Annotated in this window: 18 protein-coding genes, 1 tRNA gene and 2 pseudogenes; 10 read left to right on the top strand and 11 right to left on the bottom strand. The window is 61.7% G+C overall.

What is annotated here, in order from left to right:
- Positions 1 to 51: 51 nt before the first annotated feature.
- The 3 genes from dgcA to NANH_RS0118375 all read left to right on the top strand — a co-directional run bounded on the left by dgcA (position 52) and on the right by NANH_RS0118375 (position 3229).
- Positions 52 to 1017, top strand: a complete 966-nt coding sequence (dgcA, locus tag NANH_RS0118385; RefSeq protein ID WP_027263390.1) for an N-acetyl-D-Glu racemase DgcA — start codon at positions 52 to 54, stop codon at positions 1015 to 1017.
- A gap of 13 nt (positions 1018 to 1030) precedes the next feature.
- Entirely contained in the window at positions 1031 to 1891 is an 861-nt protein-coding gene (locus NANH_RS0118380) for a D-amino-acid transaminase (protein ID WP_036050051.1), read from the top strand.
- 387 nt (positions 1892 to 2278) lie between these two features.
- Positions 2279 to 3229, top strand: coding sequence for an alpha/beta fold hydrolase (locus tag NANH_RS0118375; protein WP_027263388.1), 951 nt, complete (start codon positions 2279 to 2281; stop codon positions 3227 to 3229).
- A gap of 8 nt (positions 3230 to 3237) precedes the next feature.
- Here the strand turns inward: NANH_RS0118375 and NANH_RS0118370 are convergent, their stop codons facing one another.
- The 3 genes from NANH_RS0118370 to NANH_RS0118360 form a co-directional block, all read right to left on the bottom strand.
- Complete coding sequence (locus NANH_RS0118370) at positions 3238 to 3552, bottom strand: DUF1244 domain-containing protein (RefSeq protein ID WP_027263387.1); 315 nt, start codon at positions 3550 to 3552, stop codon at positions 3238 to 3240.
- 78 nt (positions 3553 to 3630) lie between these two features.
- Positions 3631 to 3870, bottom strand: a complete 240-nt coding sequence (locus NANH_RS0118365) for a DUF6868 family protein (protein WP_027263386.1) — start codon at positions 3868 to 3870, stop codon at positions 3631 to 3633.
- A gap of 123 nt (positions 3871 to 3993) precedes the next feature.
- Positions 3994 to 4728 carry an N-formylglutamate amidohydrolase gene (locus NANH_RS0118360; protein WP_027263385.1) on the bottom strand — a complete coding sequence of 245 codons (735 nt, stop codon included), beginning with the start codon at positions 4726 to 4728 and terminating at the stop codon, positions 3994 to 3996.
- A gap of 130 nt (positions 4729 to 4858) precedes the next feature.
- Between NANH_RS0118360 and pyk the strand changes: the two genes are divergently transcribed.
- From pyk to NANH_RS0118335, 5 genes are all read left to right on the top strand, one after another.
- Positions 4859 to 6304 carry a pyruvate kinase gene (gene pyk / locus NANH_RS0118355; RefSeq protein WP_027263384.1) on the top strand — a complete coding sequence of 482 codons (1446 nt, stop codon included), beginning with the start codon at positions 4859 to 4861 and terminating at the stop codon, positions 6302 to 6304.
- 30 nt (positions 6305 to 6334) lie between these two features.
- Complete coding sequence (locus NANH_RS0118350; RefSeq protein WP_027263383.1) at positions 6335 to 6559, top strand: hypothetical protein; 225 nt, start codon at positions 6335 to 6337, stop codon at positions 6557 to 6559.
- A 238-nt stretch (positions 6560 to 6797) separates the two neighbouring features.
- Complete coding sequence (gene rpmI, locus NANH_RS0118345) at positions 6798 to 6998, top strand: 50S ribosomal protein L35 (protein ID WP_027263382.1); 201 nt, start codon at positions 6798 to 6800, stop codon at positions 6996 to 6998.
- Between the two features lie 15 nt (positions 6999 to 7013).
- Positions 7014 to 7379, top strand: coding sequence for a 50S ribosomal protein L20 (gene rplT / locus NANH_RS0118340; protein ID WP_027263381.1), 366 nt, complete (start codon positions 7014 to 7016; stop codon positions 7377 to 7379).
- A gap of 353 nt (positions 7380 to 7732) precedes the next feature.
- Positions 7733 to 8422, top strand: coding sequence for a VPLPA-CTERM sorting domain-containing protein (locus tag NANH_RS0118335; RefSeq protein WP_245601465.1), 690 nt, complete (start codon positions 7733 to 7735; stop codon positions 8420 to 8422).
- A gap of 62 nt (positions 8423 to 8484) precedes the next feature.
- On the opposite strand, the gene NANH_RS0118330 is transcribed toward NANH_RS0118335, so the two are convergent.
- Together NANH_RS0118330 and NANH_RS0118325 are read right to left on the bottom strand one after the other, a co-directional pair.
- Positions 8485 to 9135: a GntR family transcriptional regulator gene (locus NANH_RS0118330; RefSeq protein ID WP_027263379.1), complete on the bottom strand. Its 651-nt coding sequence runs from the start codon at positions 9133 to 9135 to the stop codon at positions 8485 to 8487.
- A gap of 48 nt (positions 9136 to 9183) precedes the next feature.
- Entirely contained in the window at positions 9184 to 9864 is a 681-nt protein-coding gene (locus NANH_RS0118325; protein ID WP_027263378.1) for a M48 family metallopeptidase, read from the bottom strand.
- 103 nt (positions 9865 to 9967) lie between these two features.
- Between NANH_RS0118325 and NANH_RS0118320 the strand changes: the two genes are divergently transcribed.
- On the top strand, positions 9968 to 10294 hold the full coding sequence (locus tag NANH_RS0118320; RefSeq protein ID WP_027263377.1) for a TIGR02300 family protein: 327 nt from the start codon (positions 9968 to 9970) through the stop codon (positions 10292 to 10294).
- A 78-nt stretch (positions 10295 to 10372) separates the two neighbouring features.
- Positions 10373 to 10448 (top strand) — tRNA-Ala (locus NANH_RS0118315).
- Here NANH_RS0118315 and NANH_RS28065 read toward each other — a convergent pair.
- From NANH_RS28065 to NANH_RS28060, 6 genes and pseudogenes are all read right to left on the bottom strand, one after another.
- Positions 10419 to 10883, bottom strand: a complete 465-nt coding sequence (locus NANH_RS28065) for a hypothetical protein (RefSeq protein ID WP_027263376.1) — start codon at positions 10881 to 10883, stop codon at positions 10419 to 10421. The genes NANH_RS0118315 and NANH_RS28065 overlap by 30 nt on opposite strands.
- 291 nt (positions 10884 to 11174) lie before the next feature.
- The gene (locus NANH_RS0118305) at positions 11175 to 11603 is read right to left on the bottom strand and encodes a VOC family protein (RefSeq protein ID WP_027263375.1); all 429 of its coding nucleotides are present in this window, start codon (positions 11601 to 11603) and stop codon (positions 11175 to 11177) included.
- Between the two features lie 397 nt (positions 11604 to 12000).
- Positions 12001 to 12441: pseudogene (locus tag NANH_RS0118300) on the bottom strand (hypothetical protein); the annotation flags it as partial.
- Entirely contained in the window at positions 12426 to 12614 is a 189-nt protein-coding gene (locus NANH_RS29835) for a hypothetical protein (protein WP_027263373.1), read from the bottom strand. The gene NANH_RS29835 and the pseudogene NANH_RS0118300, both read right to left, overlap by 16 nt.
- 198 nt (positions 12615 to 12812) lie before the next feature.
- Entirely contained in the window at positions 12813 to 13778 is a 966-nt protein-coding gene (locus NANH_RS0118285; protein WP_027263371.1) for a TIR domain-containing protein, read from the bottom strand.
- Between the two features lie 129 nt (positions 13779 to 13907).
- Positions 13908 to 14663 (bottom strand): annotated as a pseudogene (locus NANH_RS28060) (IS5 family transposase).
- Between the last annotated feature and the right edge of the window lie 223 nt (positions 14664 to 14886).

The raw sequence follows: 14886 nt of genomic DNA, 5'->3' as shown, positions 1-14886 counted from the left end.
GGCATCAGTCGGGTGCCACCGGCGGGCGTATTTAAGGCAAGGGGAAGCACCGTGCGAATTGATGTAACTCGCGATATTTTCAAGCTGGCGCAAGCGTTTACCATTTCACGCGGGTCACGCACCGAAGCCCGGGTTCTGACGATAACGGTGACAGACGGGGGCCATCGCGGCTGGGGTGAATGTGTGCCCTACGCCCGTTATGGCGAAACGCTGGACAGTGTGCAGGCACAGATCGAATCGCTGTCGGGTGAAGTGACACGCGCCAGGCTGGCGGCAGCGCTGCCAGCGGGTGCGGCGCGCAATGCGCTGGACTGCGCGCTGTGGGACCTTGAGGCCAAGCGCGCGGGAAAACGGGTCTGGGAGCTGGCTGGCCTGCCTGTTCCCGGTCCGGAAATCACTGCCTATACCCTGTCGCTGGACACTCCGGAAGCGATGCGGGCGCAGGCCGAAAAGAACGCGCATCGCCCGTTGCTGAAGATCAAACTGGGTACGCCAGACGACATGCCCCGGCTGGAAGCGGTGCGCGCGGGGGCACGCAATTCGCGCATCATCGTGGATGCCAACGAAGGCTGGAGCGCGCCGGTCTATGCCGATCTTGCGCCGCATCTGGTGCGGTTGGGTGTGGCGCTGGTGGAACAGCCCCTGCCCGCCGGCGAGGACGAGGCGCTGATCGGGATGGACCGCCCGGTGCCGGTCTGTGCCGATGAAAGCTGTCACGACCGCGCCAGCCTGCCGGCGCTGACCGGCAAGTATGATGTGGTCAATATCAAGCTTGACAAAACCGGCGGCCTGACCGAGGCGCTGGCACTGAAATCTGCTGCGGTATCAGCCGGTTACGGCGTCATGGTGGGCTGTATGGTTGGGTCGTCTCTGGCGATGGCCCCGGCCACCCTGCTGGCGCAGGGGGCGATGGTCACAGACCTTGACGGGCCGCTCCTGTTGGCCGAAGACCGTGACAACCCTTTGACATTCGATGACAAGGGCGTGCATCCGCCGATCGCGGCACTTTGGGGATAGGAGAACAGACATCATGCGCACCGTCTATGTGAACGGCGAATACCTGCCGGAAACCGAGGCCAAGGTCTCGATCTTTGATCGCGGATTCCTGATGGCCGACGGGGTCTATGAGGTGACCAGCGTGCTGGGAGGCAAGCTGATCGATTTCGACGGTCACGCGGTGCGGCTCGAGCGCAGCCTGCGCGCGTTGGAGATGGCCAGCCCGGTCACCAAGGACGCGTTGCTGGAGATTCACCGCGAACTGGTCAGACTGAACGGCATCGACGAGGGCATGATCTATCTGCAGATCACCCGTGGTGCGCCCGGCGATCGGGATTTTGCCTTTCCCGACCCCGGTCGAACCCCCGCCACCGTGGTGCTGTTCACCCAGAACAAGCCCGGTCTCGCCAATAATCCAGTAGCGAAAAAGGGCATCAAGATCATCAGCATAGACGATATTCGCTGGGGCCGGCGCGATATCAAGACGGTACAGTTGCTGTATCCCAGCATGGGCAAGATGATGGCCAAAAAGGCCGGGGCCGACGATGCCTGGATGGTCGAGGATGGGTTCGTGACCGAAGGCACCAGCAACAATGCCTATATCGTCAAGGGCAACAAGATCATCACCCGTGGCCTGAGCCATGACATCCTGCATGGCATCACCCGCGCCGCCGTTCTGCGGTTTGCCCGCGAGGCGCAGATGGAGGTGGAAGAGCGCAATTTCACCCTTGAGGAAGCGCGCGAGGCGGACGAGGCTTTTGTCACCTCGGCCAGCACGTTCGTGATGCCGGTGGTTGAAATCGACAGTGCCCGGATCGGAACCGGAGCTCCGGGCCGCGTGGCGCCGCGTCTGCGCGAAATCTATCTTGAAGAAAGCCTGAAGACCGCGATCTGAGACGGGCCGCGCAACGGCTTGGCAAGGGCAGCCCCGGACATCGGGTTACGCCCTTGTCTTCAAGGCCGGGTGGCCGCTGGCTCACGGTACATACCGCGTACATACGCGGCGTAGGAATTCGGGCGAAAACCGACGGTTAACGCGGCGTGCGGCCCCAGGCGTTGCCAAAAGGTCACCCCAGCCGCCGGGCCGCGCCGCGTCTGCTGCGGTGTGCGTGACGGAAAACCGGTTTCCCTGCCCCGGCTGGCGTTCCATGGCGTTTCGTCCTTGGCCCGGGACATCGCCTAGCGCGTTGAAATCTCTGATCTCCGACAGCGATAGACGATACAAGTTTGAGACAGGATGCTTTAGGCTTCGGATCTCATCCACCTTGCGGAGCCTGATTTCATGTCCCCGATCCTTTGGCTGATCGTCATCCTTGTTCTGGCTCTGTTGGCCCTGGCTGTCCTGCGCACCCGCAGCATGGCGCGTCAGGCGGAACGGCTGGTGCCGCAGGTCGGGCAGATCCAGACCGTGCGGGGCGGGTCGGTGCATTATATCGAGACCGGGGCCAGGGACGCGCCGCCGGTGGTGCTGATTCACGGGCTGAGCGGGCAGTTGCAGCATTTCACCTATGCCATCGCCGATCTGTTGGCGGATGAGTTCCGGGTGATCGCGGTGGACCGGCCGGGATGCGGCTATTCGCGGCGCGACAGTGACGATCTGGCCACCCCGACCGAACAGGCGCGGATGATCGGCGAGGCGCTGGATGCGCTGGGAATCGAACGCCCGGTTCTGGTTGGCCATTCCCTGGGCGGCGCGGTGGCCCTGACCATGGCGCTGGAGCGCCCCGAAAAGACCGGGGCGCTGGCCCTGCTGTGCCCGGCGACCCAGGATCAGACCGAGGTGCCCGAAGTGTTCAGGGGATTGCAGATAAAATCGCCATGGCTGCGCCGCCTGATCGGCAACACCATCGCGGTGCCATTGGCGGCGGCAACCAAGGACAAGGTGCTGGCGATCGTCTTTGCGCCCGAGCCCTGCCCCGAGGATTTCATGATTCGGGGCGGGGCGGTGCTGGGGATGCGCCCGCAGGCCTTTGTCGCCGCCTCGGCCGATGTGGTGGGGATGCAAAGCGACGCGGCGCGGGTCTCGGCGCGCTATGCAGCCGAACTGACTGTTCCCGGCGGCATCCTGTACGGCGCGGCGGATGCGATCCTGTCGCCGGCGGCGCATGGTCACACGATGCAGGCGCACGGGCTGGACTATGAAACCCTGGAAGCGCGCGGCCACATGATTCCGATCACCGCCCCTGCGGACTGCGCCGATTTCATCCGCCGGATGGCGGCCAGGGCCCGCTGAACCGGCCGTCAGTCCTTGCCGGTGACATTCTCGGCAAAGGACACCTTGAAGTCGGCCTGCTGCTGCGGGCTGGCGTCGGTCTGATAGGTTGCTTTCCACTCGGCCATGGTCATTCCGTAGAAATGTTCGCGCGCGGCCTCTTTGCCGATGTCGATACCCTTTTCGGCGGCGGCTTCCTGGTACCAGCGCGACAGGCAATTGCGGCAGAACCCGGCCAGATTCATCAGGTCGATGTTCTGAACATCGGTGCGATCCTGCATCAGATGTTTTTGCAGGCGACGAAACGCGGCGGCCTGAAGTTCGATTTCGGTTTGTTCATCCATGGCGGTGATCCTTTTGCAATACAGCGGGAGGGGCAAGACGTTTGTGAACGCCCTGCCCGGTTGGGCAACCGGGCCTGTCTACATCAGTCTGAGCGCGACATAAGGCACGATGCTGAACACCATCGCCGCGATCTTGTAGTTTCCGAGCCAGGTGAAATAGGCGAGTCTGAGGTCGGTTTCGTCCACGGGGAACATGCGTTGATGGATGCCAAGCACCCAGTTCTGCACCCCCAGAAGAGCCAGGGCCGCCAGGGTCAGATAAGCGATGTTCAGAACCGCCATCCAGCCGAAGAACGTTGTCAGGGTTTCCACAGTCATTTCAAACCTCCGGTTTCGGGCAGCAAATGGACCTGCCTGCCCGAAATATGGCGTGGGCGGTTGCGCGAAACAAGCGACGCCGGGATCTGGCATCGGGATCCGCACCGCGCCCATGGCGGTCGATCAGATCGCCGCCGCCGTCAGCGCCGCCGTCAGGATCGGGGCCAGACGGTCCGCCCACTGCCTTTGCCCGGCGTCATCGGCGATCAGGTCGTTGCGCAGCTCGATCAGCACGTTGGGTCGGCCCTGGGCGATGGCGTGCTTGTCGATCGAATCCCCCGGCAGGTGGCCCGAATAGGGTTCGTTGTCGCCGACACACATCCCGTCGGCGGCCAGCAGCTCGATCAGCGGGCGCGCCAGCCTGTCGTCGTCGGCATACAGTACGCCAACCTCCCAAGGGCGCGGTTCACGGCCCCGGAGCTGACGGGTATAGCTGTGGACCGACAGGATCACCGCATGGGGCAGCGCGGCCATGCGTGCAAGTTCGTTGTGATAGGGGCGATAGCACAGGTTCAGACGGCGCTGGATCTCGGCGGCATCGGCGTGGCGGTTGGCCGGTATGACCGAGCCGTCGTAGAGTTTCATCAGCAGGGTCGGATCGTCCTCGCCCCGGTTGGGGTCGATCACCAGACGCGAGAAATTCGATGCGATCACCGGTGCATCCAGCAGCACGCCCAGATGCTGTGCCAGCCCGTAAGCACCGACATCATAGGCAATGTGGCGCTCCATGTCTTCGCGGGGCAGGCCAAGATCGCCGCCCGCCACCAGCGGTGGCACGGTGTTGGTTGCGTGATCGCAGGTGATGAGCCAGCGGTTGGGCCGGGTTTCGCCGTAGAGGTAAAATGGGGTATATGTCATGGGCCTGTCATTTTGTTGCGTACAGCTTTAGGCCAGTTGCCTGCAAATGGGAATTGCGCCATAAGCGGCACCGATATGTTTGCGATAACATGTTTGCTACAACATATATGAAATTGGGGGCAGTCTGCCGATGAAACGCCAGCGTAATGTCAAGATCGTGGCCACCCTGGGGCCCGCTTCGGATACATATGAGATGATCCGGGCGCTGCACGAGGCCGGTGTCGATGTGTTCCGGCTGAACATGAGCCACGGCACCCAGGACGAGATCCGCCAGAAGCACGAGATTATCCGGCAGGTGGAACAGGATCTCGACAGCCCGATTGCGATTCTGGCCGATTTGCAGGGACCCAAGCTGCGGGTTGGGAAATTTGCCGGCGGCGCGCACGATCTGGACGTGGGGGCGTCGTTCCGGATGGATCTGGACACCGCCGATGGCGACGCGACGCGGGTGTGCCTGCCCCATCCCGAGATCTTTGCGGCGTTGCGGCCCGGCGTGTCGCTGTTGGTGAACGATGGCAAGATCCGCTTGAAAGTCGAGAAATGCGGCCCCGATTTCGCCGAATGCACGGTGATAGCGGGCGGCACCATCAGCAACCACAAGGGCGTCAACGTGCCGGATGTCGAATTGCCGCTGGCGGCGCTGTCGGACAAGGATCGCAGCGATCTGGAGTTCGCCTGCGCGCTGGGGGTCGACTGGCTGGCGCTGAGCTTTGTGCAGCGGGTACAGGACGTGGCCGAGGCGCGCGACCTGGTCAAAGGGCGGGCGGCGATCATGTGCAAGATCGAGAAACCCAAGGCGGTCGAGCGCTTCGACGACATTCTGGCGGTCAGCGACGGCATCATGGTGGCGCGCGGCGATCTGGGCGTCGAACTGCCCGTGCAGGCGGTGCCGCCGATCCAGAAGCGGCTGGTGCGCCGGTGCCGGGCGGCGGCCAAACCGGTGATCGTGGCGACCCAGATGCTGGAAAGCATGATCGAAAGCCCGATGCCCACCCGCGCCGAGGTCAGCGACGTCGCCACGGCGATCTACGAAGGCTCGGATGCAGTGATGTTGTCGGCAGAGTCGGCGGCCGGACGGTTTCCGGTGCAGGCGGTGCAGACCATGGACCGGGTGGCGATCGAGGTCGAGGCCGACCCGACCTATGCCCAGATCATCGCCGCCTCGCGCAATGTCAAAGGCACCAGCGTGGCGGACGGCATCGTCGCGGCGGCACGGGAAATTGCCGAAACCACCGATATCAAGGCAATCTGCTGTTTCACCCAAAGCGGCACCACCGCCCTGTTGACCGCGCGTGAACGCCCCGGCGTGCCGATCATCGCGATGACATCGCAGCGCGGCACCGCCCGGCGTCTGGCGCTGAGCTGGGGCTGTACCTGTGTGATGACGGTGGAATTGCAGCGGTTCAAGGGCGCGGTGGTCAACGCCGCCCGTGCCGCCCGCGCCGGAGGGTTCGCCACCGAGACCGACCAGATCGTGATCACCGCCGGGGTGCCGTTCAACGTGCCCGGAACCACCAACATTCTGCGCGTCGCTCCCTGCGATGAACGATTGATTTACCGAACTGATCCAGAATAGCGCCCCAGAGGCGAAAATGGGACAGTTACGATGGAACCGGATCTGGCACTGACACTGGGTGTGATCGTGGGGGTATTCTCGATCCCCTCGATCCTGTCGGCAATCAGCGGCAGGCGCGCGCCGCGGGCTCCTGCGCTGACGATCCTGATTGCGGGCGGGTTGATTCTGTTCGCGCTCAGCACCAAGCCCGGCGGCTATCGGATCGACCAGATCCCGGATACGGTGTTGGGCGTGATCGCGGGCATCGCGTCATAGATATCGCGTCACAATCGTTGTTTCCGCCGCCGCGCTGACCGGGGGCGGGGCAGCAAAATCCGCCTGTATGCCCGGTTTTGCCGGAAGCCCTGTTATTTTCCGGCAAACGGGCCGATTTCCCGCCTGCGCCCCTTGCCAGCCCGATCCGATTTGCGTAACAGGCGCTTCTGACCGCGCGACCGGCCAAAGTGGCATGCCGAGTCGCGTTTTGTACCGACCCAAGAACGAGGAGACGGAAATGCCCAAGATGAAGACGAAATCGAGCGCCAAGAAGCGCTTTAAGGTGACGGCCACTGGCAAGGTCATGGCCGGCCAGGCCGGCAAGCGCCACGGGATGATCAAGCGGACCCGCAAGTTCATCCGCGATGCGCGTGGAACCACCACTCTTTCTGCCCCCGACGCGAAAATCGTCAAGGGCTTTATGCCCTACGACCGCTGATAGGAGGCTGAACATATGTCACGCGTAAAAAGCGGTGTGGTCACCCACGCCCGTCACAAGAAAGTCATCAAGGCCGCCAAGGGCTATTACGGCCGCCGCAAGAGCGCCTTTAAGGTCGCGACCCAGGCGGTCGACAAGGCGAACCAGTATGCCACACGCGACCGCAAGAACCGCAAGCGCAACTTCCGCGCGCTGTGGATCCAGCGGATCAACGCCGCCGTGCGCAGCCATGACGAAGCGCTGACCTACAGCCGCTTTATCAACGGCCTGTCGCTGGCCGGCATCGAAGTGGACCGCAAGGTTCTGGCCGATCTGGCCGTGCACGAACCCGATGCGTTCGGTGCCATCGTTGCCAAGGCACAGGCGGCGCTGACCGCCTGAGGGCGGCACAGAATCGATCTCAATTGGACCCGCCGGATTTCCGGCGGGTCTTTTTGTTGGCAGCGGACAATCCTGGGCGCGCGCAGCGATTGTTGCACCATCCGCTACACGCCGCGCCCGCCCCGGAACTTTTCGAAGTATCGCCCGTCGCCCTTGAATCGGGGAAAACCCGGCAAGAAACGTCAAAAAACCGCATATTCCGGCCAGAACCGGCGTTTCTGACATCATGCCGCCACCGGATCATGCGACCCGGCTCTTGACGGATTGGCAACCTTTCACCTATGGACCTCGGCAAGTCGCGCAAATTGTATCTATCGGCGCGGCATGTATGTGTAACGAATTGGATTTTGACGATGAAGACGATGCGATTGGCCGCTGCGGCGGCACTGGCAACCTTTGTGGCTGCAAACGGCGCTTCGGCGCTCTCCCTGGAATTCGATGGCTGGACCAACGGCAATCAGAGCGTGAATGTCACCGCTCCTGGCTATAACGGGGCCGCCGGCGCCTTTGAAATGAAGGACACCAGCACCCAGAACAGCTTTGTGGTGTTTTGCCTGGATATCATTGGCAAGATCTATTCCGGCCAGACCTATGATTACGCACCCACGGCGACTCCGTTCAGCAACAGCACCGATCTGATTGCAAATGGCGGTGTGAACCGGATCCAGAAGCTGTTTGACTCGGGCTTTGACACCGCGCTGAACAGCACCGTTGAATCGGCGGGCTTTCAGGTCGCGCTGTGGAATGCTGTCTATGACACCGACTGGAGCGTCTCCAATGGCGATGGCGTGTTCTATGAAACCGCTGCCAATAATGGCGTTCAGGCACAGGCCAACGCATACTTGGCCGATGCCGAATCCTATACCGGACCCAGCATTTGGGATCTGACCTATTTCGAAGGCCTGAATACCGACCCGAACCGGGTACGCAGCCAGAACCTGGTGACCGCCGAGCTGGCCCCCGTGCCGCTGCCCGCAGCCGGTATCATGCTGGTGACGGCACTTGGCGGTCTGTTTGCCGCGCGCCGCCGCAAGGCCGCCTGAGAGCCCAGTTTCCGGTGTGAAGACAAAAGGCCGTCCGTTTGGGCGGCCTTTCTGCTTGCCCGTCAGCCGGTCAGCATCCGCAGCCCCTGGGTCACGTCCGAGCGCACCGCCAGACGCAGCCCCGGCTCGTCTCCGGCCTTGAGCGCAGCGATGATCAGCTTGTGGAAATGCGGGGCCTCGGTGCGGCGCAAACGGCCATAAAGCGCCCGCATGGTCGGACCCAGTTGCAGCCAGACGGTTTCGGCCATCGCCAGCATCGCGGGGGCCTGAGCGCGCAGGTACAGCGCACGGTGAAATTCCAGATTGGTGCGGATGTAACCGACAGCGTCACGGTTGGACACGGTTTCGGTAATGGTGCCGTTGATGGTCTGCAACCGGTCGATCAAAGCCATGTGGGCGCGCGGCAGGGCGCGGCTGGCCAGTTCAACCTCGAGCAGGGCGCGCAGGGCGGCCAGTTCCTCGATCCGCTCCTGGCTGAGTTCGGGGGTCGAGACCCGGCCCGAACTCGACAGGAACAGCGCGCCTTCGGCCACCAGACGCCGCACGGCTTCGCGGGCCGGGGTCATCGAGACGCCGAATTCCTTGCCGATGCCGCGCAGGGTCAGTGCCTGACCGGGCGCGATGTCACCATGCATGATACGCGCGCGCAGGGCGCGATAAACGCGGTCATGCGCCGCAACCAGGGTCGGTTCGTTGGGACGGGTGGTCAGCATGGGGTCTTTTGTGATCACAACCGCCCCCAAGGTCAAGTCTCGTCGGACTCAGAACCGAAACCCGTGCAGATCGTTGCCATGCCGACGCAGCCACTGCCGCTGATCCCTGTAGGGGCCGTGCAGGCGCTGCACCGTGGCCCAAAAGGCGGGCGAGTGGTTCATCTCGGCCAGATGGGACACCTCGTGGGCGACGACATAGCGCAGGATTTCGGGCGGCGCGAGGATCAGCCGCCACGAGTACATCAGCGCGCCCCGTGACGTGCACGAGCCCCAGCGCGACCGTGTATCGCGCAGGGTCATACGCGCATAGGGCCGCCCCAGAGCGGCGGCATAGTGATCTGACGCCGCGGTCAGCCGGTCGCGGGCCAATTCGCGCAGCCAGCCCGCCAACCGGCGTCCGGCGGCATCGGGGGGCACCGCAATTTCGCCCTCGCGCACAGTCACCCGCCGTCCCTGCGCGGCCACCACGCGGTGCAACGCCCCCTCGATCGGGATTTCGGTTCCGACGCCGACATCGGTCGGCTCCACCCGCGCCTCGAGATGATCGCGGATCCAGTCCTGTTTTGAACGCGCAAAGGCCAGCGCCTCGGAATCCGGCACCCCCGGTGGCAGGGTAAGCGTGACCTGCCCGTCCAGCCGCGAAATTCTCAGGGTGATCCGGCGCGCGCGCCCGGACCGGCGCAACGTCACCGCCACTGGTGGCGCACCGGGCAACAGATGTTCCGCCATGTCCACGTCCCTTTCAACCGCTTAAGGCTTTGACAGTGCCCACCTCATATGGCATGCGACCTGAATCGTCGATCCGACTCATCAGATAATCAAGGGGATTCACATGCCCAACGAAGAATGGGGCACAAAGCGTTTGTGCCCGACAACCGGTAAACGGTTTTATGACCTGAACAAAGACCCCATCGTCAGCCCCTATACGGGCGAAACGGTTGTTGTCGTCGCGGGCAAAGGCCGCATGATCGCCGCCGATTCCGAAGACGCCGCGACCGTGAAAGCCAAGCAAAAGGCGGCCCCGGACGACGATGCTGTTCTGGATGACGATGACACTGTCGATGTCGATCTGGACGATGATATCCTGGAAGACGACGACGACGATGACGATGTCTCGCTGGAAGAGATCGCGGACGTCGCTGTCGAGGATGACGACTGACGCAGCAAATCTGCGACGGGCGGGATTTTTTCACTTGATCCCGCCCGATCTTGCGCCTAGACACCGGCGCACGGTAACGGGGCCTTAGCTCAGCTGGGAGAGCGCTTGCATGGCATGCAAGAGGTCAGGGGTTCGATCCCCCTAGGCTCCACCACTCCGCACTTAATTGCAGAAAAATCCCTAACATATTGAATGGTAAGGTCGTTTTTGCGGTTCGAAGCCCTGTTTTTCGGCAGTAGGAAACAGGCTCGGAGAACGCCATCCTGATCACCGTTCGGCGCAGTCCAAGGTGTCCCGTTTCCCATATTTTCCAAGGGTTTGAGAGAAACCTCATTGCGAGTTCGAACATCTCCTCGAAGGAGGCGGCTGGCTTACCCGCGTTTTGCATTCGATCCTCCAGCAATCTCTTGTCATGCTGCATGCGTTCTATCCGCTGTTCATAGGCTTTCACGACGCTGTCAGAGTCAGCGTCCACAAGACGATCAACCAGCCTGTCGATCTTCAGCTGGAGCTGCTGAGCGTCTTGCTTCATGAACAGGGCTGTTTTGGCGCTATCCTCACGACGCAGTTCCCATGCATCGCGGAACATCGCGCGGCATATGCGGAACAGTGATTCCTTCGGGCGGAGGCTCTTAAGCACATCCTCGAATGGCTCCTCGATATCCGCGCGGCGGACAGACTTGCGCTTGCTCAGGCCGCCAACTGGCCCAAAACCTCTGACGACGGACAGGTTCGGGGTTCTATGGTGAAACAGCCCTTCGCTGCCGTTGACGGGAGGGTCCGCAGTGCGGGACTTTGCCGCCGTTCACCATGCAAAACTCAGTGTCGACTCTTCAGAACGGGAGCGAAGCTGCAAACCAGCCGCGTGTTGATCTTAGTATTAGAATTCGATCACTACCGATGGCACGCTGCGCTGTGCCTCACCATGGTATACGGCCTCAATGTTGTTTCCGTCAGGGTCAAGCACGAAAGCAGCGTAATACCCCGGATGATAGGCCCGCTCACCGGGCGCGCCGTTATCACGCCCTCCATGGGCCAGCGCCGCGCGATAAAAGGCATCCACCCTCGCGCGGTCCTTTGCTTGAAAGGCGAGGTGGTGTCGGCCCGTCAGAGCGCCAAGCGCCGCTGGGCTTTCAGCAGAGGATACCACGAGTTCGTCAGCCCAGAAGAAGTCCTCACGCGTTCCCACGATAGGGATCTCCAACACGGCCAGAACCGCCGTGTAGAAGTCCTGACTGGCTTTAAAGTCGCGTACGACAAGTTGGACGTGGTCGATGAGCCGACCACGATGCAATTGATTGGTTTCCATAGTCATTCTCCATACCAAAACGGCAACATCGGCCTGTAGCACCTCTTCCGACCTTGATAAGAGAAAACTGGCCGATTTGTGGGGCGAAATTACAAGGACACGATGACAGAAGCGGCCATTAGCCGCATCACAGCGCAGCGTGACATTGGGCTCGGAGCAGCCTTGTGGCGGCGCGGCGAGAGCCGATCGGATAGCGGACAAAGCCGACCTCCCCCCTGCACGCGCCCTGTGAATCTAAAATTCCCAGTCGACACGATGGCAAAGGTAGAGCGTGGGAATGACTACGATCTGACCCTGCCAATGCGTCGGAAAGACTACAATCTCACTATTTAACTCAGGTTGCTGCTAGCAAAAAACTCTCCCTTGGCTGCGTCAGCTCGCTATAACTGGATACCTCTCAAGTCATGCCTTTCGGGTCCAGTAATCGCCCCATGCCTTTACCGCCGAGCGCGGCAATTTCGCTCGGACGGTAGGATGCCGCCTGAAGACAGTTCTCATCCTCGCTCAATCCATTTTCGAAACCGTCCCACTTAGCAGCCGCGATAGTTTCGTCAATCTGCCCAAGGCCTTTGAGAAGCCGCTCATCGGGCGGGGGCGCATCAGACGCAGGCGGGAACCATTCTGCGTAGCCGGGCCGAAGATTTCGGATGACATCCAGTGTCGCACCGCCAAACCCACCGGCCAAGTACAGCGGTTGCTTACGCTCCAGCGCAAGCAGGACCTCTTCAAGAATGCCTGGCATGATACCCTGGAATCCGGCGCGTTTGCCGCCGATGACTATGCGCGCGCTGGTATTGGTCGTCACGTAGGTCCGCAAACCTGTCAGAGAGCGGGAGCACTCGTCGGCTGGCGGATCACTGTGCGGGCCAACTCCCCGAGCGTCATCCGAAAATGCGTATCCAGCAGCCCCAGCCGGTCAAGATCGGGACTGTCGGATACCGATAAGCCAAGCTGTTTACCGTGTAGGGCATCCGCCGAAAGCAGATCGGTCCTGTGCTGTTCAGCGGCCACTGTTTTCCCCTCTCGTCGCAAGCTGGCGCGGGGTCATGGTATCGATCTCCCGTCCAAGGCGGGTTGTCCGCGCATGGTTCATGAGTACGTCCCGCTCTTCGGGACCCAGCGGCGGATCGGGATGCAGAATCCGGACAGTCTCATCTCTACCGACGTCGCCGTTATGTTCCAGGTAGATATCGATCCAGCGCGACAAAGTCAGCGGTTCGGGTGCATGCGGTGCCCATCACGCAACATCGAGTTCAGGGTGATCGTGAGCGAGTTCTTTCTGGTGCATCCAGAGCGCGCGCTTCTGCATTCATCGACCAGGAGATTGAGGGCGCGATAGACGTCCTGTCGTTGCCAGCATCCGTCCGCTTTCCTGACTGCGATCCGCCGCATATGGTCCATCAGGAACGATCCGCGCTCTTCGCCGGTGCCGATGGCATCCATCATGATCACCGGCATGCCATGCGTCTTGGCGATAGCCACCTCGCGCTGACACCATTCCCGGCTGGAATACAGGTCCGTGCGCGGCGCGAGCATCGCGCTTGTACCGGATTTGTCGCGCAGTTCCTGATCCCAGGCGGTGCCCGGTTGCAGGTCGTTGGCATCGAAGAACTCGTTTAGGCGCGTGTTGCGGATGACCTCCCGCACCAGATCGACCAAGGCATCGACATCTTCACCTTCCCCCTGGCTGTGCCGCTTGGTGTGGCTGATAAACACCGTCAATCGGTCCATCTCATCAGGGGATACCAACTGCGCAAGCCCCTGCGTCAGGTCACGGCAAAGCATGCTTTTGACATCTTCGCCGCTCCGGTCGGGATTGCCCGCCGCCACGAATTGGAAAGTCCCCAGAATATCCTGAAGCTTTGTGCCGTTCGTGGCCCCTGCATCCAATGCGTAGGGGAACACGCCGACACGTTCGGGCGATGCCTGATGCAAGTCCCGGATCGCATTTACATAGCCATGCCACTGTGTGTTCTCGTTTTCGACACACGCCGCCATTTCAGTACCGAGCAAGGGCACCACAACCACGAAGCTTGCGGGCCGGATACCGTCCGGCGCGGCTTGGCCTTCGGCACAGACAGGTCTGGGCACGCTGCCCGGACCGTCCCATCCCGTGCTTCGCAAAGAGACCTGCACACCGCCGCCGATCACACCGGAGAAGGTTGGCCCTTCCATGAAGTGATCGAAGATCGTCTCGGCGAACTCTGCGCCTTACTGGTCGTCCGGGTGCCAGAGCACGAAGATTTCAAGGAGGGACGGTAGCATCTAATTCCTATCGATTACAGGACGATCTAGGATCAGGACTCATAGCCAAGAGATGACGGTTACGGCGGGCGCGATTGCCGAAAGGAAGACCTTGGGACATCGATCATATCGGGTTGCCACGCGCCGCCAATCCTTGAGCCTGCCGAACACGATCTCGATGCGGTTGCGCCGTTTGTAGCGGCGCTGGTCGTACTTCACAGCCTGCTTGCGTTGCTTTGCCGGGGATGCAGGCGCGTATGCCTTTGTCTTTCAACACTTCTCGGAACCAATCCGCATCGTAACCTCGATCTCCGAGCAACCGATCCACGTTCGGCAGGCTGCCCAGCAATGCTCGCGCACCGATGTAGTCCCTGACATGTCCGGCGGTGACGAACAGGTTGATCGGGCGCCCCTGGCTGTCGCAGAGGGCGTGCGGTTTGGTGTTCATGCCGCTCTTTTTGCGCCCGATCAGGCGTCCACGCGCCCCTTTTTCACGCCCGTGCTGCTCGCGGTTCTGTGGCACTTGAGATAGGTTGCGTCGATCGTGACGGCCTTCGTCTCGCCGTGCTCGGCGGCCAAACCAGCCATCATCCGGGCGAAGACGCCCTTGTCGCGCCACCGATTCCAGCGATTGTAGAGCGTCTTGTGCGGGCCGTATTCCTTGGGCGCATCGCGCCACCTTAAGCCATTGCGATCGATGAAGATAATCCCACTCGACACGCGCCGGTCGCCAACGCGCGGTTTGCCGTGAGGCTTCGGGAAGTATGGTTTGAGACGTGCCATTTGCGCGTCGCTCAGCCAGAAAAGATCAGACATGTTCACCGCTCGTTTTCAGACCGTGAATCACGCAGCCAGGCGGAAATCAATGGGTCCTGACCCTTCTGTATCTGCGCTTTGCTAATCTCCTCCCACCACCGACCTTGGCCGAGGCCGGTGGTGGGACGGTGTATGGCGTCTGAGCCTTGTGGCCTGACCACGTTTGCTAGCGAGCCAGCACCGTCTCTCTTCATCGTCTCGAACAGTTGAATGTGGCCGATCA

It is taken from the genome of Sedimentitalea nanhaiensis DSM 24252, assembly GCF_000473225.1.
Taxonomy (GTDB): Bacteria; Pseudomonadota; Alphaproteobacteria; order Rhodobacterales; family Rhodobacteraceae; genus Sedimentitalea; species Sedimentitalea nanhaiensis.
This window is presented reverse-complemented; position numbering and strand designations above follow the sequence as displayed.

Bases quoted from the DNA above. Each gene is read 5' to 3' on its own strand.
- NANH_RS0118305 (WP_027263375.1), bottom strand. From the start codon at position 11,603: ATGGAAACCAATCAATTGCATCGTGGTCGGCTCATCGACCACGTCCAA.
- NANH_RS0118320 (WP_027263377.1), top strand. From the start codon at position 9,968: ATGCCCAACGAAGAATGGGGCACAAAGCGTTTGTGCCCGACAACCGGT.
- NANH_RS0118285 (WP_027263371.1), bottom strand. From the start codon at position 13,778: ATGGAAGGGCCAACCTTCTCCGGTGTGATCGGCGGCGGTGTGCAGGTC.
- NANH_RS0118350 (WP_027263383.1), top strand. From the start codon at position 6,335: ATGGAACCGGATCTGGCACTGACACTGGGTGTGATCGTGGGGGTATTC.
- NANH_RS0118370 (WP_027263387.1), bottom strand. From the start codon at position 3,552: ATGGATGAACAAACCGAAATCGAACTTCAGGCCGCCGCGTTTCGTCGC.
- NANH_RS0118365 (WP_027263386.1), bottom strand. From the start codon at position 3,870: ATGACTGTGGAAACCCTGACAACGTTCTTCGGCTGGATGGCGGTTCTG.
- rplT (WP_027263381.1), top strand. From the start codon at position 7,014: ATGTCACGCGTAAAAAGCGGTGTGGTCACCCACGCCCGTCACAAGAAA.
- NANH_RS0118330 (WP_027263379.1), bottom strand. From the start codon at position 9,135: ATGCTGACCACCCGTCCCAACGAACCGACCCTGGTTGCGGCGCATGAC.
- NANH_RS0118360 (WP_027263385.1), bottom strand. From the start codon at position 4,728: ATGACATATACCCCATTTTACCTCTACGGCGAAACCCGGCCCAACCGC.
- pyk (WP_027263384.1), top strand. From the start codon at position 4,859: ATGAAACGCCAGCGTAATGTCAAGATCGTGGCCACCCTGGGGCCCGCT.
- NANH_RS0118335 (WP_245601465.1), top strand. From the start codon at position 7,733: ATGAAGACGATGCGATTGGCCGCTGCGGCGGCACTGGCAACCTTTGTG.
- NANH_RS28065 (WP_027263376.1), bottom strand. From the start codon at position 10,883: ATGTTCCGCGATGCATGGGAACTGCGTCGTGAGGATAGCGCCAAAACA.
- NANH_RS0118325 (WP_027263378.1), bottom strand. From the start codon at position 9,864: ATGGCGGAACATCTGTTGCCCGGTGCGCCACCAGTGGCGGTGACGTTG.
- NANH_RS0118375 (WP_027263388.1), top strand. From the start codon at position 2,279: ATGTCCCCGATCCTTTGGCTGATCGTCATCCTTGTTCTGGCTCTGTTG.
- rpmI (WP_027263382.1), top strand. From the start codon at position 6,798: ATGCCCAAGATGAAGACGAAATCGAGCGCCAAGAAGCGCTTTAAGGTG.
- NANH_RS0118380 (WP_036050051.1), top strand. From the start codon at position 1,031: ATGCGCACCGTCTATGTGAACGGCGAATACCTGCCGGAAACCGAGGCC.